The sequence below is a fragment of the Ruminococcus sp. 8Y-12 genome, assembly GCF_058119865.1.
On record NZ_CM176623.1, the window covers coordinates 3,536,288 to 3,557,746 of the forward strand.

Annotated in this window: 20 protein-coding genes; 17 read left to right on the forward strand and 3 right to left on the reverse strand. The window is 43.4% G+C overall.

All coding sequences use genetic code 11. The annotated features are described in order from the left end of the window. Window positions 1–3: 3 nt before the first annotated feature. From AC0THY_RS13935 to AC0THY_RS13955, 5 genes are all read left to right on the forward strand, one after another. On the forward strand, window positions 4–918 hold the full coding sequence (locus tag AC0THY_RS13935; protein WP_489991202.1) for a LytTR family transcriptional regulator DNA-binding domain-containing protein: 915 nt from the start codon (window positions 4–6) through the stop codon (window positions 916–918). 175 nt (window positions 919–1,093) lie between these two features. Continuing rightward, the gene (locus AC0THY_RS13940) at window positions 1,094–1,936 is read left to right on the forward strand and encodes an ABC transporter ATP-binding protein (protein ID WP_489991203.1); all 843 of its coding nucleotides are present in this window, start codon (window positions 1,094–1,096) and stop codon (window positions 1,934–1,936) included. Next, window positions 1,936–2,664, forward strand: a complete 729-nt coding sequence (locus AC0THY_RS13945; protein WP_489991204.1) for an ABC transporter permease — start codon at window positions 1,936–1,938, stop codon at window positions 2,662–2,664. The genes AC0THY_RS13940 and AC0THY_RS13945 overlap by 1 nt, the downstream gene beginning before the upstream one ends. 284 nt (window positions 2,665–2,948) lie before the next feature. Next, a complete protein-coding gene (locus AC0THY_RS13950; protein WP_489991205.1) occupies window positions 2,949–4,388 on the forward strand; it encodes a phospholipase D family protein in 1,440 nt (479 codons plus the stop codon). A 97-nt stretch (window positions 4,389–4,485) separates the two neighbouring features. Continuing rightward, window positions 4,486–4,890, forward strand: coding sequence for an ACT domain-containing protein (locus tag AC0THY_RS13955; RefSeq protein ID WP_489991206.1), 405 nt, complete (start codon window positions 4,486–4,488; stop codon window positions 4,888–4,890). 85 nt (window positions 4,891–4,975) lie between these two features. Here AC0THY_RS13955 and AC0THY_RS13960 read toward each other — a convergent pair whose 3' ends face one another. Beyond that, entirely contained in the window at window positions 4,976–5,122 is a 147-nt protein-coding gene (locus AC0THY_RS13960) for a hypothetical protein (protein WP_489991207.1), read from the reverse strand. 296 nt (window positions 5,123–5,418) lie between these two features. Next, window positions 5,419–6,150: a hypothetical protein gene (locus AC0THY_RS13965; protein ID WP_489991208.1), complete on the reverse strand. Its 732-nt coding sequence runs from the start codon at window positions 6,148–6,150 to the stop codon at window positions 5,419–5,421. A gap of 765 nt (window positions 6,151–6,915) precedes the next feature. On the opposite strand from AC0THY_RS13965, the gene AC0THY_RS13970 reads away from it, so the two are divergent. From AC0THY_RS13970 to AC0THY_RS13990, 5 genes are all read left to right on the forward strand, one after another. Then, complete coding sequence (locus AC0THY_RS13970; protein ID WP_489991209.1) at window positions 6,916–7,380, forward strand: SufBD protein; 465 nt, start codon at window positions 6,916–6,918, stop codon at window positions 7,378–7,380. Window positions 7,381–7,509: 129 nt separating this feature from the next. Then, a complete protein-coding gene (locus tag AC0THY_RS13975; RefSeq protein ID WP_489991210.1) occupies window positions 7,510–8,139 on the forward strand; it encodes a CatB-related O-acetyltransferase in 630 nt (209 codons plus the stop codon). Between the two features lie 119 nt (window positions 8,140–8,258). Beyond that, the gene (locus AC0THY_RS13980; RefSeq protein WP_489991211.1) at window positions 8,259–8,681 is read left to right on the forward strand and encodes a DUF2000 domain-containing protein; all 423 of its coding nucleotides are present in this window, start codon (window positions 8,259–8,261) and stop codon (window positions 8,679–8,681) included. A gap of 297 nt (window positions 8,682–8,978) precedes the next feature. Then, window positions 8,979–11,453, forward strand: coding sequence for an ABC transporter permease (locus AC0THY_RS13985; RefSeq protein ID WP_489991212.1), 2,475 nt, complete (start codon window positions 8,979–8,981; stop codon window positions 11,451–11,453). A gap of 22 nt (window positions 11,454–11,475) precedes the next feature. Next, entirely contained in the window at window positions 11,476–12,162 is a 687-nt protein-coding gene (locus tag AC0THY_RS13990; RefSeq protein WP_489991213.1) for an ABC transporter ATP-binding protein, read from the forward strand. Window positions 12,163–12,254: 92 nt separating this feature from the next. On the opposite strand, the gene AC0THY_RS13995 is transcribed toward AC0THY_RS13990, so the two are convergent. Beyond that, the gene (locus AC0THY_RS13995) at window positions 12,255–13,613 is read right to left on the reverse strand and encodes an MATE family efflux transporter (protein WP_489991214.1); all 1,359 of its coding nucleotides are present in this window, start codon (window positions 13,611–13,613) and stop codon (window positions 12,255–12,257) included. A gap of 515 nt (window positions 13,614–14,128) precedes the next feature. Here AC0THY_RS13995 and AC0THY_RS14000 point away from each other — a divergent pair. The 7 genes from AC0THY_RS14000 (at window position 14,129) to AC0THY_RS14030 (ending at window position 21,453) form a co-directional block, all read left to right on the forward strand. Then, a complete protein-coding gene (locus AC0THY_RS14000) occupies window positions 14,129–15,397 on the forward strand; it encodes an ABC transporter permease (protein ID WP_489991215.1) in 1,269 nt (422 codons plus the stop codon). A 99-nt stretch (window positions 15,398–15,496) separates the two neighbouring features. Further along, complete coding sequence (locus AC0THY_RS14005) at window positions 15,497–16,723, forward strand: ABC transporter permease (protein WP_489991216.1); 1,227 nt, start codon at window positions 15,497–15,499, stop codon at window positions 16,721–16,723. 12 nt (window positions 16,724–16,735) lie between these two features. Beyond that, window positions 16,736–17,371, forward strand: coding sequence for an ABC transporter ATP-binding protein (locus tag AC0THY_RS14010; protein ID WP_489991217.1), 636 nt, complete (start codon window positions 16,736–16,738; stop codon window positions 17,369–17,371). 110 nt (window positions 17,372–17,481) lie between these two features. Beyond that, the gene (locus tag AC0THY_RS14015) at window positions 17,482–18,168 is read left to right on the forward strand and encodes a response regulator transcription factor (protein WP_489991218.1); all 687 of its coding nucleotides are present in this window, start codon (window positions 17,482–17,484) and stop codon (window positions 18,166–18,168) included. Beyond that, window positions 18,050–19,531 (forward strand): sensor histidine kinase, encoded by a 1,482-nt coding sequence (locus tag AC0THY_RS14020; RefSeq protein WP_489991219.1) that lies wholly within the window; start codon window positions 18,050–18,052, stop codon window positions 19,529–19,531. The genes AC0THY_RS14015 and AC0THY_RS14020 overlap by 119 nt, the downstream gene beginning before the upstream one ends. Window positions 19,532–19,610: 79 nt before the next feature. Next, on the forward strand, window positions 19,611–20,099 hold the full coding sequence (locus AC0THY_RS14025; protein WP_489991220.1) for a hypothetical protein: 489 nt from the start codon (window positions 19,611–19,613) through the stop codon (window positions 20,097–20,099). Between the two features lie 226 nt (window positions 20,100–20,325). After that, entirely contained in the window at window positions 20,326–21,453 is a 1,128-nt protein-coding gene (locus AC0THY_RS14030; protein ID WP_489991221.1) for a GGDEF domain-containing protein, read from the forward strand. Window positions 21,454–21,459: the final 6 nt, after the last annotated feature.

Consider the following 21,459-nt stretch of genomic DNA (forward strand, 5'->3'; position numbering starts at 1 on the left):
GCCATGGAAAAACACGAATATGCCACCATCCAGGAGCTGCTGAGATGTCTTACTGAGCACGGTTGTATCCATATTGAGGGAAATCAGGAGGTTGCGGAAGAAGCTTTACGGATTTTTCGAGATGAATATGGACTGCAGGACACTAGCTACCTTCTGCGCACTGACAGAGGTTATGAGAGGGAGAGCGTATACGCTTATTTAAAGTTGTTTCGTGCCCTGTTCCGGTACAGAGGTTCTTTGGAACAGGTGATGGAACGCTTTGGCCTCACTGCCCTAAAGCACAAAAGAATACGCCTGCTGAGTGCAGCTGAGGCTTTGCGGCTTCAGTATGCCCGTATCAGTATGCAGGATGCAAGTGTCTGTTTTTTAGACGAACCGCTCTTGAACTTGGACAGCGAAGCCATGAAGTCTGTGGTGCAATGGCTAGAATCCCAGTATGAGAGAGGTGTACATTTTGTCAGTGTAAATGCCTCACTTAAACATGCGCTCCTGCTTCCGGGGAACGCTTTTTATCTGGATAATGGCAGTTACATAGAGATTGAAAGAGAAGAGGATGAGCCCGCAGAGGAGGAACAGGAAATTTCTGTATGGAAAATTCCCGTTAAATCAGGAAATCAAACTTTGCTTTTTGAGCCCAAGGATATTGATTATATTGAAAGCTTAAACAGGTGCAACTATCTCTCAATCAGAGGAACCATGTTTCAGGTTCAGCTGACCATGGATGAATTGGAAAAGACATTGAAAAAGTCCGGATTTTTCCGGTGTCACCGTTCGTACATTGTAAATATCCAGAGGGTAGAACGGTTTGAAAAATGGACAAAGAACAGCTATGTACTGTTGCTGAATACCCCGGAGCACACACAAATCCCTCTGGCCAAAGGACGCATAGATGAAATGAAGGATACTTTTCACTGGTAGATGTTCCCCTGTTTCCGGACAGGGGAATTTGTCTGTCTCCATTCATCCCTGCACAGGCTCCACTGGTAGTTTTTTTGTTCCAGTGGATCAAAAAAGTTCTCTTTTGAGTCTCAAAGTATTGATTTTTTCCAGAGCTATGGCATACTATTCCTATACCAACAAGGAGGACGGAACAATGAAGGAAATGATTTATCTCAAAGATGTGTGCCTGTCATTTGGTACAGGATTTTCTCTTGACCATCTGGGGTTTCAGGTGATGGCTGGAGAGGTATACGGGTTTCTGGGTCCCAGCGGAGCCGGAAAGACAACAACGATGAAGCTGCTTACAAAGCAGCTGAATAAAAGCTCCGGAATCATCCGTGTGTTTGGAAAAGATATTGAGAAAATGGAGCGGGAAGATTTTGATCAGATTGGCATTCTTTCTGATACCAACGGACTGTATGAACGTATGACAATTGAAGAAAATCTTCAGTTTTTTGCCTCGCTGCGCCAGGTACCAAAGAAGGACGTTTCTCGTATTCTGCACCAGATACATCTATATGATCAAAAGAAGACACCCCTAAAAAAGTGTTCCAAAGGAATGAAGCAGAGAGTCGTGCTGGCGGCAGCTATTCTACACAAGCCTTCCCTTTTGTTTTTAGATGAGCCCACCAGTGGCCTGGACCCGGCAACCATACAGGCAGTACATAAGATGCTGATGGAGCTGAACCAGGAGGGAACAACAATTTTTCTCACAACCCACAATATGGAAGAGGCAGATAAGCTTTGCGGGCGCATAGGTATCCTGAATCAGGGCAGTATCATTGCCACCGGCTCCCCGGAGGACTTAAAACTGCACTATGCTAAGGAAGAGCTACTGGTTACCACCGCGGACCGGCAGAGGATCACCCTTCCGAAAACCCGGGAGGGATTCAAAGAGCTGCTTGCCCTCTCAGAAGAGGGAAATCTTTTGACAGTACACTCCAAGGAGCCAAATTTGGAGGAGATCTTTTTAGAATTGACTGGGAGGGAATTTTGATGAAAATATCTATGAGAAAAGTAAACGTACTCACCAAAAAAGACCTGAAGGACTTTTTAAAGAACCCTTCTCTGTTTTTGTCCTGCCTGATTCCACTTTTTTTTGTGGTTTTGTATGGAAGCATAGACTTTCCCATGCTTGGGGGCGGAGATCGTTCCATGTTACTGCTTAATATGGGGGTACTTTTAAGCACTACCATGTGCGGATCTATGATCACCTCCACCTCTATCTCAGAGGAGAAAGAAAAGTTTACCCTGCGTACACTGATGCTCTCAAATATCAGTGCGGGAGAATTCTTTCTGGCCAAGATTATTATGGGATTTGCGATAACAACCGTCTCTAATCTCCTGATTTTTTTGATTTCCAGAACAGCCCTGACCCAGCTGCCATTATTTCTCCTGTGTTCAATTTTGGGCAGTTCATGTATGATCATGTTCAGCGGTGTGTATGGGGTTATGGCCAGAGACCAGATGACCTGTGGCGTTTATCAGATACCGCTTATGCTGCTTTTTCTGCTTCCCACTATGCTGGGAGAGCTAAACAGTGTTTTAGCCGCGATCGCTAAGGTGACACCGCTAAATGCCATGCTTAGATTGTACTATCTGGGAGCAGATGGAAAGTTATTGTCCGCGGCGGCTCTTGGACAGGTGGGCGTCATGGCGGTTTGGATACTCATCTCAGCCCTGCTCTTTTCTTATGTTTACAAAAAGAAAGGGATAGACAATTAACCTTACGGTTTTGAAAGGTTATCCGGCCAATTGCAAGGAACTTCTATGGCAGAACCTCCCTGGCTTTTCTATAATGATCTTATCATGAATAAGATATAGAAAGTCAGTGGAGGTATTTTTATGAAAAAATTTTTATTGTTGATTGTCAGCGTCCTGTTATTTTACCTGGTGTTTGGAAAAAATGAAAAACAGTATCGTCCGGGCGCATACGAAGAGATGGAAAGATAGCTGCATATGTGGTATAATGCTCTTTACATAAATTATGGTAAAAGAGGTTTGATATTATGCAGCGTTTTATAAAACGTCACTGGTTGGTTTTGTTGATTCTTCTGGTGATATTGTATCTGGTCGTTGGTCTTTATGCGCCCTTTGCAGTTGGAAAAAAGATATCCTCACAGACAGTGGCTGATTTTGATGTGAACAGTCTTTATAGTGATACGCTAAGCACAGACAGGGCTATGCTGGTTGAGACAAACCAGAGTGCCCTGGATGAACGGATACGCCTGTTAAATCAGGCAAAGGAGCGAATCATCCTCTCTACCTTTGATATGAGGGAGGGGGAGAGCACCAGAGATGTTCTGTCTGTGATTTTAAACAAGGCTGAGGAGGGAATTCAGGTACAGATTTTAGTGGATGGAGTCAGCGGAGCCATTCGGATGGAGGGAAATCCATTATTTTATGCTATAGCTGCACATCCAAATGTGGAGATCCGCATTTACAATCCCCTCAATCTTTTGATGCCCTGGAAGAGTCAGGGGCGTATGCACGATAAATATGTGATTGTAGATGACCTGGCTTATATTCTGGGCGGGCGGAATACATTTGACTATTTTTTGGGAATGTATGATGTGACGGACAGCAGCTATGACAGGGAGGTGCTCATCTACAATACCGCGGCGGGTAAGCCTAAGAGCAGCCAGAGTTCTCTGTTTGAGGTAGAGGATTACTTTCACCAGGTATGGAACCTGGAGGTATGCAAACCCTTTCACAATGATACCTCGTTGTTGGAGCAAGAGAATGTTAGAGAGGAAACAAAAAACCTTCACACACGCTATCAGGAAATTCGAAAGAGTATGTCCCCTCTTTTTGAAGAACCGCAGTACCTGAAAAAAACGGTGGAAGTCAATGGCGTTCATCTTCTATCTAACCCGATCGGTATTTACGGCAAAGAACCTGTATTGTTTTACCAACTCTCACAGCTGATGCAAAATGCGAAAGAGAGAGTTATCATACATACACCCTATACGGTCTGTAACGGGTTTATGTACGATACATTGGCCGGCATTGTCAAAGAGGTGCCGGATACCACCATGTTGATCAATTCCGTTGAAAACGGTGACAATGTGATGGCATCCAGCGATTATTTGTACAATAAGAAAAAAGTGGTGGACACAGGAATAAAACTCTATGAGTATGACGGAGGTAATTCCTATCACGGCAAATCCATTGTAATTGACCATAACATCTCACTCATTGGTTCCTATAATCTGGATCTGCGCAGTACCTATGTGGATACGGAACTGATGCTGATGGTTCAGAGCGAAGAACTCACCTCTCAGCTGACTGCCTGTATGGATGCGTTTCAGGAGGACAGCCGAAAAGTGGTAGATGCTAAAAACTATGAAGTACCGGAACATGTCACGGTAGCCTCTATGCCGGTATGGAGAAAAGCGATGTACCGGGTGATTGGATTTGTAATGCAGGCATTTCGTTATCTGGTGTAAAAAAGAAAGAAGACAATCTATTGACAGAACTGGGGAGAGACCATATACTTGTGTTAGATTTTTCTAATACTTTATCTCACTATTCAGGAGGTTACATATGCTAAAACAAATATCCATATATGCAGAAAACAAAAAAGGGATGCTGCAGTCCATAACGGGTATTCTTGCCCGGGAAGAAATCAATATTATGGGGTCAGTGACCAACGACAGTGCCGAATACGGCATTATCCGGATGGTGGTTTCTGATCCGGAAAAAGCGCTGGAGGCTCTTTCAAAGGAGGGATATATTTGCCGCAAAACAGACGTTCTGGGGGTGGAGCTGGATGACAATCCTGGGGCGTTGAACCGGCTTTTAATCTCCTTGCTGGAGGGAAATATTAATGTGGACTATCTCTATCTATCCTTTAACCGTGATTCAGGTATGCCCATCATGATCCTCCATGTGGATTCCATCTATGAAGTGAAGAACTGTCTTCAGGCAAAGGGACATTGTGTCCTTTAGTTTTTATTATTCTTCCTGCAATTGTAATATTGACGGAAAGATTTAGAGTGTCCAAGCCAAAGTTGGCCGGACACTCTGTTTTTTATTAGCTGGTCTGCGGCTTTGTAAAGGATGCACCTGTATAAATCCAGACTACCCAAATGGAAGTTCTGGAACCGTTTTGTGAGGCGAAAGTCTTCACTTCACAGAGGGACCAGAGGCGGGTGTCAGGGTCTTGCTGGCGAATCCGCATCCAGTGCGTCTCCTGTGACTGTGAGTAAACTGTGTCATCTAAGACCAGTTTGGTAGAGACGTTGGTGTTGTTAAAAGTTTGTGATTCAACAGCCGCGGAATCATAAATAGATGTTCTGCGTATATCTGTTAAAACCGGAACAGAGGCATTCGCAGAGCGGACTGAGAGCTGAATGGATGTGGTGCTGGTATACTGCGCGGTCAGTATTAGTTTTCCCAGGGGAATGTTCAGGACATTTCCGCTTGCAGACAGATCAGCATTGTATACAAGTATTGTAGAGCGCAAATTGGGGCTGGTTACATTCTGATCACCAGATTTAAAGTTGACTTTATAAGTGGTCGGAGTATCCTCTGATACAGTGACCTCTGGATTAGGGCCCGTGCTGCCAGTGGGTCCGGTAGCTCCGGTGATACCCTGAATGCCAGTGGGTCCGGTAGCTCCGGTGATACCCTGAATGCCAGTTGGACCTTGAGCGCCAGTGGGTCCTTGCAAGCCCTGCGGTCCGGTAAGACCAATGATTCCCTGAATACCAGTGGGCCCCTGAGCACCTGTAGGTCCTTGTTCTCCTTGAGGTCCGGTAGGCCCAGTGATTCCCTGAGTTCCAGTGGGCCCCTGAGCACCTGTAGGCCCTTGCTCTCCTTGAGGTCCGGTAGGCCCAGTGATTCCCTGAGTTCCAGTGGGTCCCTGAACACCTGTAGGTCCTTGCTCTCCTTGAGGTCCGGTAGGCCCAGTGATTCCCTGAGTTCCAGTGGGTCCCTGAGCACCTGTAGGTCCTTGTTCTCCTTGAGGTCCGGTAGGCCCAGTGATTCCCTGAGTTCCAATGGGCCCCTGAGCACCTGTAGGTCCTTGTTCTCCTTGAGATCCGGTAGGCCCAGTGATTCCCTGAGTTCCAGTGGGCCCTTGAGCACCTGTAGGTCCTTGCTCTCCTTGGGGTCCAGTGGGCCCAGCGATCCCCTGAGCGCCAGTGGGTCCCTGAGTTCCAGTAGGCCCTTGCTCTCCCTGGGGTCCGGCAGGTCCTTGTTCTCCAATAGGGCCTTGTTCTCCTTGCGGTCCCTGGCAGCCCTGCTCTCCCTGGGGCCCCTGAGGTCCGGTCTCACCCTGAAAGCCTTGCTCTCCCTGAGGCCCCTGTTCCCCTAAAGGTCCGCGTTCGCCGGGCTCTCCCTGTTCCCCTTTGGGTCCTTGTGGCCCCTGCTCTCCCGAATCTCCCTTAGGCCCTACTGGTCCTCGGTCTCCCTGAGGACCTTGAGGACCGGGATTTCCCTTTACTCCCTGCTGTCCAATTACCCCTGGATCTCCTTTCGGTCCGGTATCGCCCCGTACTCCCTGAGGCCCCCGAGGTCCCATAGGGCCTGCCATTCCTCGGGGGCCGATCTGACCGGGACATCCCGGATCTCCTTTCGGTCCCTGAGGCCCCTGCAAGCCCCGTTCGCCTCTGGGTCCCTGAGGGCCTTGTTCCCCAGGAAAACCTTGCGGCCCTTGAGGGCCTTGGCAGATAGAGCTGTCATCCAATTGAGGCGTGCAGGAGCAGGGAGTATTTCTGGTCATATTGGTGTTTCGGCCACAGTTATTCATTATATAAAACTCCTATCTAATATTTTATTTTGATTACTTTAGAATATGCAGCTTTTCTATACATGCCACGTTGCATGAAAGCTGCAATCTTTTGGAACATAAAGCGAGGAAAAGCCCAATTGAGTCTTGGATGCCCATTTGGGAAATATGTCTTTGACTCTCACAGCCGGATATCATACAATAGTCAGAAGAGGAGATCTTAATTAAGGAGGAGTAGAGGTATGGAAAGTATGGATATTGCAAAAAACTTTGAGCTGTTGACAGTGAAAGATAATCAGACCGCTTATCGGGCCTTACAGGTATTGCGGGAGATGAGTGAAAAGACAGACCTTGTGTATGCCTATATGGATAAGTTGGGGGAAATGCTGGACAGTCCGAACTCCTATGTACGCACCAGAGGGCTGATTCTGATTGCATGCAATGCAAAGTGGGATGTAGAATTTAAAATAGATGAACTGATAGATAAATATCTAACACATATCACTGATAAAAAACCCATTACGGCGAGGCAATGTATAAAGTGTCTGCCAGTGATTGCCAAAAGCAAGCCCCAACTGAGGGAAGATATCATCGCTGTCTTGAATCATGCAGATGTCTCTATTTATGCTGACAGTATGCAGCCGTTGGTTTATAAAGATATTCATGAATCGCTGCAGATGTTACAGAGTGATGTATCATCTATCTGAATCTATATCAGAGAATTTGAGAGGAGTGGATAAGTGGTGAAACGCTGTATTGCATTAGCTGAAATAGTCGGCAAATAATTGATATATACTGGACTGTCAAAGTTCAATATCGTAAAAAGGAGAATGATTATGGCTATTTCAGCAGAAAAAGTATATCCCCGAACCGGAGATAATCAAACAATTTACTTAAAAAATGTGATCACAAACCCCAATATAACAGTTGGGGACTATACAATGTATAATGATTTTGTGAATGATCCTGTTATGTTTCAAGAAAATAACGTATTGTATCACTACCCAATTAACCATGACAAGCTGATTATTGGGAAATTTTGTTCTATTGCATGTGGAGCGCGTTTTTTGTTTAACAGTGCGAACCATGCGATGTCTTCTTTGTCCACCTATCCGTTTCCTCTTTTCTTTGAGGAATGGGATTTGAGGCTGGAAGATGTGACTTCTTCATGGGACAACAAAGGAGATATTGTTGTAGGTAATGATGTGTGGATAGGGTATGAATCTGTTATATTATCAGGTGTTACCATAGGAGACGGTGCCATTATCGGAACCCGGGCGGTTGTGACAAAAGATATCCCTCCCTATACCATTGTTGGCGGTATCCCTGCAAAACCAATCCGAAGGAGGTTTGATGACAAAACCATAACCAAGCTGCTGCAGATAAAGTGGTGGAACTGGCCAAAGGAGAGGATTGCTAAAAATATGGCGGCGATTAAGGCAGGGCTTATAGAACAGCTCAAGTAAATCTGAAATACTTGGCAACAACGGAAGCGTCTCATCCCCTCCGCATGTGTCACATTTTACAAGAAAACTTTGAATTGGTATGATAAGATGGCAAGGAGACAGAAAAGGAGACGAAAGATATGGAACTGAATGCAAAAAAATGTGTGATGGTGATTGATGAGGCCCTTCCCCTTGGTATTATTGCAAATACTGCTGGCATTATGGGAATTACGCTTGGAAAGTATATTCCGGAAACAGTCGGTCCGGAGGTGATGGATAAGAGCGGCAGCTCCCATTTGGGAATCATACAGATTCCGGTTCCGGTCCTGAAGGCTGATGGGGAAAAGATCAAAGAAATAAGAGAACGCCTCTACCAGCCTGAATTTAACGGCTTGATTGTGGTTGATTTTTCCGATGTGGCACAGAGCTGCAATGTTTATGAAGAGTACATCCATAAGGCTGCTTTTGTGGAAGAGAGCGGATTTCGTTATTTTGGGATTGGGATTTGTGGAGAGAAGAAGCTGGTTAACAAATTGACAGGGAGCCTTCCTCTGCTAAGGTAGAGACTGCATCATTATTCACCAAGAATAAGTGAGGATTCTCCGACCTATATAGCCTGCGAGAGGAATCACCTAAAACAAAAATAACGGCAGTGGCGTGTCTTAGATGGGACAATAAATAAAGGTTATTTAAGGTTGCCTAAAAGATAGATTAAGGTTGGCAAGTTATCATTATTTTATGATAACTGCCAACCTTTTTTTGTTCTAAGGAAGTGATAATTTGAAAGAACTAGTGAAAAAATCAATTGAAAATGCATTAGAAGGAACGAAAAAACATTCTGTTAGAAAGTAGGTGTTAATTTGAAAATCATATGTAAATACATTTTTACAAATGTAAAAGAGAGAAAAATACGGACGTGTGTCATGCTGCTGTCCATATTACTGTCAACCACTTTGCTGTTTGTATCGTTTTCTATAGGCGCATCCTATGAAAGTGCGCAGCGGAAAATGGCCCGGGGGATGGCTGGAAGCGCTACGATTTCTGTAACTGCATTAGATGGAGAAATAAAAGCAGGCACTCTTCCGGAATTATCCTCAATACGTGCCAGTGTTGGGATGGTGGAGGGAAGGGCACTATATCATGAAAACGGCTATTATGAAACGATTGACTTAATTGCAGCCGACCTGCCAACGCTTAGCAAAATCAATCCACCCCGTTTGGTAAATGGCGGTAACATTACCAATTTTTCCGACAGCCAGGTGATTTTACCAGACCGCTTTACATCAAAATATGGGATTCAAAAAGGAGACAAGATTACGCTTCAGATTGGAGGAAATCCGGTTTCTTTCACAGTTGCCGAAATTGCTGCTTATGATACCGTATTTCTTCGTCATACAAGGGGTGCAACGGCTCTCTTGCCTCTTTCTACACTGTCTGAATTATTAGGACAGACAGACGGCTATACGGAGATTTTAGTGGAACCAGCTGAGGGGATTTCTGCAGTTGAGCTTAAAGAAGAGCTGGAATCCAGGCTTCCTGCAGAAAAATATAAGGTCTCCGAAGTAATAAACGAAGCGCAAATCGCTGCAGATGCAAGACAGAAATCTATGCCATTTTTCCTGATTAGTTTTTTTTCTCTGACAATGAGTGTTTTTATTATTTATGGAAGTTATAAAGTAATTACTTTAGACCGGCTGCCAGTGATTGGTACCTTCCGAAGCATTGGTGCCACACAGAAGGCAGTGACTAAAATACTTTTGCTGGAGAGCACATTATACGGAGTGACAGGCGGTTTGCTTGGCATTCCTGCCGGCACCTTGGTTTTAAAAATGATTCTACAGGGAATGGGGAGATCTCTTTCACAGGGGATCGAAATACCGGTGGTGATTTCCCCATTTAGTTGTCTCTTCTCGTTTGCAGTGGCAGTCATGGTGTCCTTATTCTCTGCATGGCTCCCTGTGCGGCGGGCAAGCCGGCTGCCCATTAAAGACGTGGTGCTTGGAAGTGTGGAGGATCAGCATGTTCCCCGGCGTTTTATCCTGGTAATAGGAGTTGTCTTATTTGTCACCTCAATCATTCTTCCAAAGATAGTGTCCGGAAAGCTGCTTTACTTGGCCGGGGGTTTTTCACTGCTGGGGCTGATTGCCGCAACGATTCTGACTGTTCCGCTATGGACGAATTTGGTTTCCAGGGTGTTGGAACATGTCTATGGAGCCATCCTGGGAAATGAGGGCAGGCTTGCCGCTCGGAACATGCGGGATAACAAAAACGTGGAACAGAATATTACGCTGCTTTTTATCAGCATTTCAGCCGTAATTGCCATAACCGTTGTGGGAGGTTTTGTGACAACATATGTGAGCGACGTATTCAGGGATGCCGAGCTGCAGGGATTTGCAGATGGGTATATGGAACCGGAATTTGTGGATCAGGTAAAGAATATGGAGGGAATTGAGAAAGTGCTTCCGCTTCATGTTTACAAAAATCATATGCTGGCAGATGGCAAGACACTGAGCCGTCTGGAGGCAACCGACAATCTAGACTGGTACAGTTCCATGATGGCGCTTCAGTATACACAAGAAGGTATGAAAGAACAGGCGATTACTGCCTTTGAGGGGCAGCGGGCTGTTTTGTTAAGCGAAAGCTGTATCGAACGCACTGGCTTTTTGGTGGGAGATACCATAACACTGGCCGGCGATACCGGAAAACAAGATTATCTCCTTGCAGGAAGTTTTAAATCGAGAGCTACGGACGTAGAAGCAGTGATTGCCACTCATTACGCAGTTACGGATTTTGGAGCATCTGCCTATGATTTCCTTGCGTATACCGCCGCAGACCCCGAGGCAGTTATGATACAGATCCGAAGCTTGTTTGGCGAGACAGCTAATTGGAGCAGGACAGTGGAGGAGTTTAATGAGGATGCCCTGTCTACTGTAGGAGCATTTTTGCAGCCTATGCAAAGCTTGACTTATTTCATACTGATGCTGGCGACATTGGGAATTATCAATAATCTGCTGATCAATTATATTCAGAGACGGAGAAGTATCGCTATGTATAAGTCTCTAGGGCTGTCTAACTGGCAAAATATAAAAATGACTTTGATAGAAGGGTTTTCCTCCGGTGTGATTGGATCGGTCATTGCCATCTTTGTCTCATACATGGAAATAAAAACCATATTCCTTGTAGCTGGACCTAAAATTGCAATGGCACCTAAACTGGATGTGGGTACTTTTTTGACCGCCGGTTGTTTGGGCGTGATGGTAACACTGATTGGTTCCGTTGTCCCAATCTTAAAGAACCGTAAGATGAAGCTGGTGGAAGAGATTAAATTTGAATAAAACAAGAAGGTGGAGGTTTACAATGAGACAAGGAATAGGAACTATTGCTGTAGAAGGAAAACATATTGCAAAGGATTTTCGACTTGGGGATACAACAACAAAGGTACTTAAGGATATTTCACTGCAGGTCATGCAGGGGGAGTTTGTCTCCATCATGGGACCGTCCGGCTCCGGAAAAAGCACGCTGCTCTATATCCTTGGAGGATTGGACGCTCCAACCTGCGGACAGGTTCTTTTAGATGGTACAGATATATCCCAGTTTGGGGATGAAAAAATGAGCCGTATCAGGCGGCAGAAAATTGGATTTGTATTCCAGTTTTATAATCTGATTCCAAATTTAAATGTAGAGGAGAACATTCTGCTTCCGTTGCTCTTGGATGGGAAAAAGGCAGGCGGATACAGAAAAGAAGTAAATCAAATCCTGGAGATCGTGGGCCTGTCTGACCGCCGAAAACATACGCCCCGTGAATTATCCGGAGGGCAGCAGCAACGTGTGGCAATTGCACGTGCTTTAATTGGAAAGCCTGAAATTCTTTTTGCAGATGAGCCTACGGGAAATCTGGACAGCAGGACTGGAGCTGAAATTATGAATCTGCTGCAGGAAATTAATAATAGCATCGGCCAGACGATTATTATGGTGACGCATTCAATGGAAGCAGCGAAAAGCAGCAGCCGTATAATCACCGTGCAGGATGGGGGTATCGTCTGAGCGATTGGAGTTCGTTACAGGCAATAGAGATTTACATATTGTCAGCTCCGCACCTTTCGTAAAAGCGAAGTATCAAGTCATAGAAGTGATGTTTACATAGTTATAAGTTTTTTGGAGGTCCATTTTTTACGTGCAAAAAAGATAATTCCTACAGTGGCAGGCAGAATAGGAGAGAGAGCCTGGCCTATGTAAACACCCATATACCCGAGTTGAAAAGTATATGCAAGTAACCAACTGGCAGGCAGCCGTACGACCATTGCATCCAAGATGGCATTACACATCGCCATATTGGCCGAACCCACACCGATTGCAAAGGAATCAAGTGTATACATCACCGCATAAACCAGGCTGTTAATACTACAGCAAATTCGGAGATACATGACCCCCTCCTCCATGACGTCCTGACTGGCAGGTGCAAACAGCCCGATAATGTGTTCCGAAAACAGTTGTACCAGAACAACGATAAAGAGAGTAACGAGAAGATTTAGGAATAAACCGCTCCGTGTGGTTTTCTTCACCCGTTCAATGTTTGCCGCCCCCATATTTTGACCTGCCATGGCAGTTACAGCCTGTCCGATTGCCCAACAGGGCATGCCTGCAAAGGTATTTATCTTCAGTCCTATGCCTGAAGCAGCGGCTACAGAAACGCCATAGGTATTTAGCATGCCGGTAACCAACAGATAGGAAATATTCACAATTACCATCTGGACAGCAGTGGGAAGACCGACTTTTAAAATAGTGACCAGAGTATCTTTTTGTATCGCAAAGCTATGTAGCTTGAAATCGAATAGACAATTTTTTCTTTTTAAATGTATGATAGAGATTGCCAGGGAAAAACCCTGGGATAAAATCGTTGCATAAGCTGCGCCCTTGGTTCCCATATCCATAGAACCGACGAACAGAAAGTCTAAAAGGATATTTGCAACTGTGGCGATGGCTACAAAGAAAAGCGGGCTTTTGGAATCTCCGAATCCTTTCATAAGTGAGCCTACGGCATTGTAGCCAAAAACAAATATGGTTCCCAGGCATATAATCCGCATATAATCGCAGGCTTCCTTCATCGCCTCCACCGGTACCTGAAGGAAGGAAAAAAGGGGGGCATATAGGAGTAAACTGACAATTGTAACAACGATGGAAGAAAAAAACGACAGACTGAATAAAGTCCCCACTGTTTCTTTTTGCCCTTGTTCATCGTGTGCCCCTTTGTACTGAGAAACTAAAACGGTTCCACCCATTGTCATGCCGATACAGACCGAAGTGATGATATAGCTGAGCATGGAAGCATTACTGATTGCGGCAAGACCAGTTTTTCCCACATACCGCCCTACAATCAACATGTCAGCAATACTATAAAAAGACTGTAATAAATTTGCACCAAATAAGGGGAGTGCAAATCGTACCAGTTTTTTTGTAACACTTCCCACAGTTAAGTCTTGTTCTTGATTTTTCATAAGATAGTCCTTTCTACTTAAAATAAAACAAAGGCATCCATACACCGGCTGGTGTGGCCCTCTGCTCCGAATCCTGCGTCAAACTGCGCAGGAGTATAAATATTGTAGGCAGCAAAAAAGCCGTAGACATTTACACATTGTCTGCGGCCTGAAAATCATTGAATTAAGTTTAAAAGAGGGTACAATAAAAAGGCTTTCAAATCAGCCAAAGCTGTTGGATAAGCCGCCTCTCAAAACATTCTTTTTTGATTGGGCTCTACACAATGTGTTGCTTTATATATTTGTGCAGAGCATAAGTCAATACAAAACTTCCCATACAACATTGTCTTCGCCCCTTTCCGTAATTGTTATTGATACTATTATAGGGGGAGTTGATATACCTGTCAAGTGGAGAGACAGGAACCGCAAATTATATAGCATACCAAATTCATACCACTTCCATATTTTTTCTATACTTTTTCTTGTTATTGTTATCTCATAATAAGAATTTGTCTATGAAAAAGGAGAACAAACACATGGATAGCATATTGTTAGCGGCAAAATACTTAACACGCAAAAAATCACGTGCATTTTTGATTCTGATTGTGTTTCTTGTAATAAATATGATGGCGTTCTCAATTATTTCCATTCGGGAAGCCGCCAATGAGGCTTTAGCTAACCTGGAACAAAAGCCTCCGGATTATTTTTTCCTTGATTCGCAATATGAGATGAATCCAAATACCGTCGTGGCCGAGGGGAGTACAATTAGCTTTTTGTCGGTGCCACATTTGATAACAGACGAAGTAATTGAAAAAATAATGGGCACGGATAGAGTAAAAACTTATGCAACCCATTATGCTTTTTTATCGGGACAATTATCCGGTAAAAAAGGTACCCCGCTTACTTTGGTTGCTTATGACATTCCGATGACCAAGGATGACGCCGCCTCCGTAAGGGGAGTATCGGATTCTGATTTGTATTTAGGTTCCAGGATAAAATTGGCAGCAGGCAAACACATTACACCAGATTCTGAGCGCGAAGCAATGGTAAATGTCCAATTCGCTAAGCAAAATAATCTGCATATCGGAGATAAGCTGACTATTACTATGCCGGGGTATTCATCCGGTATAGAGGTTGCTCTATCCGGCATATATGAATTTGTGGATGATGCGGATGAAACGGAATCGTCTCCATCAGAGCTAAGCGCAAATTTTATTTACGTCGATTACGACACTGCGTTTGCTCTGGACGAGAGGCGACAAGGAATCATCAGTGTGAAATTTTTTGTTGCCCAGCCGGATCAGCTGGCAGACATCTGCAAACAAGTGCAAAAGCTGGATATCGATTGGGAAAAATATTCTCTGTTTAATGAGGCAGATGCGTCTGTGATAGATCCCGATTCCGTTAAGGCCGTATCAGATCAGTTTTCCGTCTTAACCGTAGTAATCATTTTAGCTGGATTTCTCGTTATCACCTTTGTCATGATGCTTCAAACAAAAATGAGGGCAAACGAAATAGCAGTATTACTCTCCCTTGGTTTTACAAAGGGCAAAATCGTATTGCAACACATTATTGAGGCCATGATACCTGCGGGAATATCCACAGCCGCTGCGTATTTTATAGGAAATTACTTCCTATCCAGCGGAGTATTTCATACAAGCAGTATATCTGTAGACAGTATCCAAATAGTAACGATAGTGCAGATTATTGTCATAAATCTCTGTCTGCTGACCGCATCAATATGGGTATCCAGTGCCCGGATTTTGTACGCACCTCCAAGAGCAATCTTTGAGAAGAACAAATGAGGAAAATATATGAATATTATCCAATGCGCAAGCCGATATGTTATAAGGAAAAAAAGCAGAAGTCTTCTTCTGATTCTGCTGCTAACCACAGTATTTATATTGATACTAACCGTTGTTTCTGTTGCTGCACAGGCAAATACTGCCATTGAACAAATGGAGAATCAATTTAGCAGGGAATTTGTTATAGGCGCGCAGAATGCCCCCGGATCACTGACACTGGATAAAATAAGTGAGATTTCAGCCAGGGATGATATCGCCGCTTACCGCTTGATATCAAATTCTGCCCCTGTGGAATTTGCGAACAATACCGGAACGCCTCTGGCAGTGAAAACGGATGGAGATAGCTGCCTTGTCAGCCCGGGTTTTGAACACGCAGGCACGCTTGTCAGCAATGTGACGTCAACTTCTGATGAATTATTTTCAGAGGGAACCTTAACGATTATTTCAGGCAGGCATATTGTGGAAAGCGATAAACGCAAAATATTGATACACCAAGAGTTGGCAGATAAAAATTCTCTGCACCTTGGGGATATCATACAGATGAAGTTTACACGGGCGATCACCCAGGACATGGAAAGCATGGGATATGATACAAGCCAAATGAGCACCGATATAATTCAAGCGGAAATCATAGGCATTTTTGAATCGCGGGGCGAAGAACAAAAGAAGGGGCTGCATCTCTCTCATGGGCTATATGAAAATTACTGCTATATTGATTTAGGGACCTATTCTTCGGTATTTAATCCAAAATCACAACCCTTTTTCTGTCAAGCAGCTTTCAGCATTTCTTCATCTTCAGATTTAGCCGTTGTTACGAATGAGATCAGAAATCTGGATTGGCCCGCCGGGCAGCCGGATAGCATCGTTTCTGATTTGGATGATTATGCTGACAAGATCGCGTCGCTTAGTTCTCTGTCAAACCTGCTTAAAATCGTATGGATTGTTATTTTACTTGTGTGTATCACCCTGATATACTTCCTGCTTTCGCATGGAGTAAAACAGCGAAAGCGGGAAATCGGCATTATGATGAGTTTGGGCCTATCAAGAAGCCGTGTTTTGATGCAGCACATTGCCGAGGTTATGATTGCCTCTGTAATAGCGATGGTGATTGCCTTCGCTCTAAGCGGAGGAATCGTACACTTGGCCGGAGAGCATATTGTCTCAGCAACCGTTCATCAAAATGACGGTAACGGAGCTTCTGTTTCATCGGACGCGGCAGGAATCATGCTGCTGTTAGGTTTATTGCTGATCCCTGCTTCGGTTATAACAGCGGAATTTCCTGTTTTACGAAAAGAGCCAAATGAAAACTTAAAATCTATAAGTTAGGAGAATCTTAAAATGCTGGAATTACAGAATATCAATTATTCATATCAACCGGGAACAGCCATATTGAATAATCTAAACAGGACTTTCCGTTCGGGCCGTGTTTATGCCATCGTGGGTAGTTCGGGTTGCGGAAAGACAACATTGCTTTCCCTTATGGGTGGGCTGGATATCCCCGATTCAGGGCGTGTCCTGTATAATGGGAAACCTCTCATGAAAAAAGACTTGCCTGAATATCGAAAAAAGGACGTATCTTTTATTTTTCAAAGCTACAATCTGATTGACTACCTGACAGCGGAGGAAAACTTAAAACTGGTATCTCCGCTTAGCGCGCTGCCTGTTTTGGAAAAGGTTGGCTTGAATAGTGAGATCGCCAAACGATATGTTTGGAAGCTATCGGGCGGGCAGCAGCAACGGGTTGCGGTAGCCCGTGCGTTAATTTCCGATTCCTCGTTATTGTTGGCAGATGAGCCGACAGGAAATCTTGACGATGAAAACGCCCACGCGATTTTTGATTTACTGCTGCAATATGCCCATGGTCCGCTGCAGGGATGCGTAATTGCCGTCACGCATTCGCCCGTTCTTGCCCAGAAGGCTGATGTTGTGTTAGAGTTAGAGGACGGTGTTCTAAAGGAAACGGATTCCCTATAAACAGACATTCGAAACCGTGACCATATGGCATAATATACAGTTTGCCATATGGTCAGTATTCTTGTATAATCATATAAATAGTGTAATGTAAATGGCAAGGGGGAGCAAGTGTGTTGGATAACAAAGTCAAAATACTGATCGTTGAGGATGATGAAAGCATCCGTGATATATTACAGGCGTTTATACAACAAAATGGATATCTGGTTGTGTCCGCTTCTGATGGTATTGACGGATATAATTTATTTGTTCGGGAGTCTCCACGCTTGGTGATTCTTGACATTATGATGCCCCGCATGAACGGATATGATTTGCTAAAAAAAATAAGGGAGTCATCGGACACTCCTGTCATCCTGCTGACTGCTTTAGGCAAGGAGCAGGAGCAGGCCCGTGGATTCGACTTATTGGCGGATGATTATATTGTAAAGCCCTTTTCGCATACGATTTTGATAAAACGGATAGAGGCAGTGCTGAGGCGAAACAAAACGGATAATCCGCCTGACGATATCATCATACTTGGAGAGGTGCAGTTGCGGAAAAAAAGCTGTGAAATATTATTCCGTGACGAATTGATTGACTTTACACCCAAGGAATATGAGCTGATTAAATTCATGATGGAGCATCAGGACCATGTGTTCACACGAAATCATCTGTTGGATATCCTTTGGGGAGAGGAATATTATGGAAACGAAAAAATCATCGACAACCACATTAAAAACATCCGAAAAAAACTGGATTGCGAATTTATTCAAACGGTTTGGGGCATGGGTTATAAAATCAGCAGCAAAAGTGCAAAGTAATCTTGGACGGAAACTATTTCTGCAATTATTTGCAATATTGTTTTTGACGTGCACCGGAATAGTATTGTTTCTGCAATTTTACTTACCCCTTCGTTATACGGAGAAAATTGCATATGAATTGGATACGCGGGCGCAAGAACTTGTAAATTATTTTGAAAGCCAGCCGTTGACGGAAACGGAAATGCAGGATTCTATTCTGGCATTTTGTCTGCAGAACGGAACAGAGGCGGAACTTTTTGATAAAAACGAAAACAGTATCTACAAAGTAGATTTCTCCCATAGCATATTGGCTGAAAACCCGGTGTATATCAGGAGCTTAGCCGCTGCCTTTATAACGAATGATCAAAATTATACTTTGGACATAGCTATTTCCCATAATAAAGGAACAGAGGTTACAGATGTCATAAAAGAAATATACCCCTTGATATTGATTGTGATATTTCTTGTTTCTGTTGTGATAGCGGTTATCTATTCAAAGCATATTGCTAAGCCAATAGTTGAAATTAGTAATATTGCCCGGCGAATGGAAAAACTCGATATGACATGGAAGTGCAGGATTAAAAGCAAGGATGAAATAGGTGTGCTGGCAGGCAGTTTAAATAGTATGGCATTAAAGCTAGACAGAACCCTGAAAGCATTAGAGGAGGCGAATAGGGAGCTGAAAACGGATATGGAAAAAGAAAAAGTGCAGGCCAAGCAGCGTTCTGACTTTTTTATGTCTATTTCACATGAGTTGAAAACCCCACTTACCATTCTGAAAGGCGAGACGGAAGGTATGCTGCAGAATTTAACTCCTTTCGACAACCGGGATAAATATCTTTTACATTCCATGCAAGTCATTGAAACCATGGAAAAGATGATTAAAGATATTTTAGCAGCAGCAAGAACACAGATGATGAATGATAATGGGGTGATGCACTCTGCTGACATCGGAAAAATAACTTTGGATATTATTCAAAATCAAGATGAGTTGGCAAAATCAAAAAACATTAAAATTCATATGGCATTGGAAAACGAGTTGTTTGTTATCCTGGAACAAGAGCTGTTTGGCAAGGCGCTTGCTAACATAATCAATAATGCTATCGTCCATTCTGAGGAGCATTCTTCTATTTATGTCACGACCAAACAGTCGGGATCAGAATGTATTTTGACTGTGAAAAATATGAGCAGTTCGATACCGGCAGATGAAATACAGCATGTGTTTGAGCCTTTCTACAAAGTTGATAAATCGCGAACAGGAAACGGAACGGGGTTAGGTCTATATATTGTAAAGTCTTTTTTGGAATATCATGGATTTCGGTTTTGTATTGCGAATCAGGAAAACAGTGTTATATTTACGATTGTCATGCCATTGAGTAGTTAAATATGAGTGAAACAGGCTAATGAAAAAACTTTTACCCTCGATACGCTGCGATAGATATAAGGAAAGGAATTAGATTGTTATGGATAAGAAGATTGAATTTAATGATTTTATTGCCACGGTCCCAACAGAGAATCAGGACTTTGTGAAAGAATTACAAGATCAATTAATAGAACTTGGATGTAAAATAGTGATTAAGACTGCCAAAAGCGGATATATGGTTTCCTATCTGTATAATAAAAAAACAGTCGCAAATTATGTGTTTCGGAAAAAAGGAATGCTTGTGCGGATTTATGGAGTCCATGTGAATGATTACGAAGATATCCTGGAAACACTGCCGGATGAAATGGTCCATGCAATTTTGAAAGCACCCATATGTAAGCGTATGGCAGATCCAGATGCCTGCAATCCAAAATGCTCTATGGGATACGATTTTTGGCTGAGGGGTGAACATTGCCAAAAATGCCGCAACAGTGCGTTTATGTTTTTGGTCTGCCCGCAAAACAATCCATTTATTCAGACATTAATGCTAAAAGAAGTTGAAGCATGGAAAAAGTCAAATTTGGGATAGCAGGAAATGTGTTTTACAGAGACTGTATGCAGGAACAGATAAAATGTACATAAGTTTTATATTATGTAGCTGTTAAGACAATAAACGGATATTCCTGAAAAGTCTATACGAAAACATGAATCAGGTGTATAATGAAAGAAAATTGATTTTGTATAACCTGATAAGACATTATGGAAACGAACACTGGGAAGAAGGTTGTCGAAATACAGCAAGGCGGTGATTTTTCGTGCTTGAAAGGGGCTTACAGTATTTCAAAAATTGGTTTCATAATGATGATAACAAGAAGTGTTATGATACTTACCGCGAGGAGATCGATCAATACAATATTAGAATCTTAAACTTTTTTAACGCCTTGGTGCTCTTACTGCTTGTGATCGTATTTTTTTCCGGTTTTTTTACGAGATATGTTGCGCCTATGCAGAGTGTGTACATAGGTACTATGGCCGTTACGCTGCTTGAGATCACTGCAGATAAGTTGGTTCTGTTTCGGGCAGGCAGGCGGACAGATGCGGCAGTATTTTTATGTATGACAAAGATCTATGCATTCTGCATTCTTTCCGGTGTAAACTACAGCCTGAATATGCCAGCTGTCAGCTTTTCCGTATTTATGATCGTGATGCCGATCCTGTTTATTGTAAGATCTATTAAAATGAATATCTTCAATCTGGGAGCTGCACTCACGTTTTGTGTCTGCAGCTATATTGCAAAGGAACCCTCTGTGGCACTGGCGGATATCTATAACTGTATTGTATTTTATCTGGTGGCATCCATTATATCCTATTGGATCGTAACACTGCGGATCGGGTTTATTAGGAATGAAAAATTACTGACTATTCAGAGGGATACGGACATACTGACTACGCTTCCAAACAGAAGACGGTTTAACATTTACGCCAGGGATGCATTTGAGGCGGACAAGGATAGAAGGATAAGTATTCTGATGATGGATATTGACCATTTTAAAGCATACAATGATTCAAAAGGTCATATTGCTGGAGATTACTGTCTGGAGTGTATTGGAAAAACACTCCGCAAATTTGGTGAGACAAACGGTATATTTTTTGCCCGTTATGGTGGGGAGGAGTTTGTGGCTATTGACAGGAATCGCGGCAGCAAGGAGTTGGAGGCAATCGCTCAGGGAATAGTGGATGCCATCTATGTTCTTGGACTTCCCCATGAGAGTTCTGATTTTAGGAGAATTACCATCAGCGTGGGATATGCCAGCCAATCAGATATAAATGCAGAAGATTACATCCAACTGTTGGCTTGCGCGGACGAAGCACTGTACCAGGCGAAAAGGCAGGGGCGGAATAAAATTGCAGGTTACCATAGAGAGGTGTCAAAGACCGAATAATAAATC

What these genes read in the sequence shown, in the direction of transcription:
- AC0THY_RS13935 (WP_489991202.1), top strand. Translation starts at nt 4, where the DNA reads ATGGAAAAACACGAATATGCCACCATCCAGGAGCTGCTGAGATGTCTT.
- AC0THY_RS13940 (WP_489991203.1), top strand. Translation starts at nt 1,094, where the DNA reads ATGAAGGAAATGATTTATCTCAAAGATGTGTGCCTGTCATTTGGTACA.
- AC0THY_RS13945 (WP_489991204.1), top strand. Translation starts at nt 1,936, where the DNA reads ATGAAAATATCTATGAGAAAAGTAAACGTACTCACCAAAAAAGACCTG.
- AC0THY_RS13950 (WP_489991205.1), top strand. Translation starts at nt 2,949, where the DNA reads ATGCAGCGTTTTATAAAACGTCACTGGTTGGTTTTGTTGATTCTTCTG.
- AC0THY_RS13955 (WP_489991206.1), top strand. Translation starts at nt 4,486, where the DNA reads ATGCTAAAACAAATATCCATATATGCAGAAAACAAAAAAGGGATGCTG.
- AC0THY_RS13960 (WP_489991207.1), bottom strand. Translation starts at nt 5,122, where the DNA reads ATGCGGATTCGCCAGCAAGACCCTGACACCCGCCTCTGGTCCCTCTGT.
- AC0THY_RS13970 (WP_489991209.1), top strand. Translation starts at nt 6,916, where the DNA reads ATGGAAAGTATGGATATTGCAAAAAACTTTGAGCTGTTGACAGTGAAA.
- AC0THY_RS13975 (WP_489991210.1), top strand. Translation starts at nt 7,510, where the DNA reads ATGGCTATTTCAGCAGAAAAAGTATATCCCCGAACCGGAGATAATCAA.
- AC0THY_RS13980 (WP_489991211.1), top strand. Translation starts at nt 8,259, where the DNA reads ATGGAACTGAATGCAAAAAAATGTGTGATGGTGATTGATGAGGCCCTT.
- AC0THY_RS13990 (WP_489991213.1), top strand. Translation starts at nt 11,476, where the DNA reads ATGAGACAAGGAATAGGAACTATTGCTGTAGAAGGAAAACATATTGCA.
- AC0THY_RS13995 (WP_489991214.1), bottom strand. Translation starts at nt 13,613, where the DNA reads ATGAAAAATCAAGAACAAGACTTAACTGTGGGAAGTGTTACAAAAAAA.
- AC0THY_RS14000 (WP_489991215.1), top strand. Translation starts at nt 14,129, where the DNA reads ATGGATAGCATATTGTTAGCGGCAAAATACTTAACACGCAAAAAATCA.
- AC0THY_RS14010 (WP_489991217.1), top strand. Translation starts at nt 16,736, where the DNA reads ATGCTGGAATTACAGAATATCAATTATTCATATCAACCGGGAACAGCC.
- AC0THY_RS14020 (WP_489991219.1), top strand. Translation starts at nt 18,050, where the DNA reads ATGGAAACGAAAAAATCATCGACAACCACATTAAAAACATCCGAAAAA.
- AC0THY_RS14025 (WP_489991220.1), top strand. Translation starts at nt 19,611, where the DNA reads ATGGATAAGAAGATTGAATTTAATGATTTTATTGCCACGGTCCCAACA.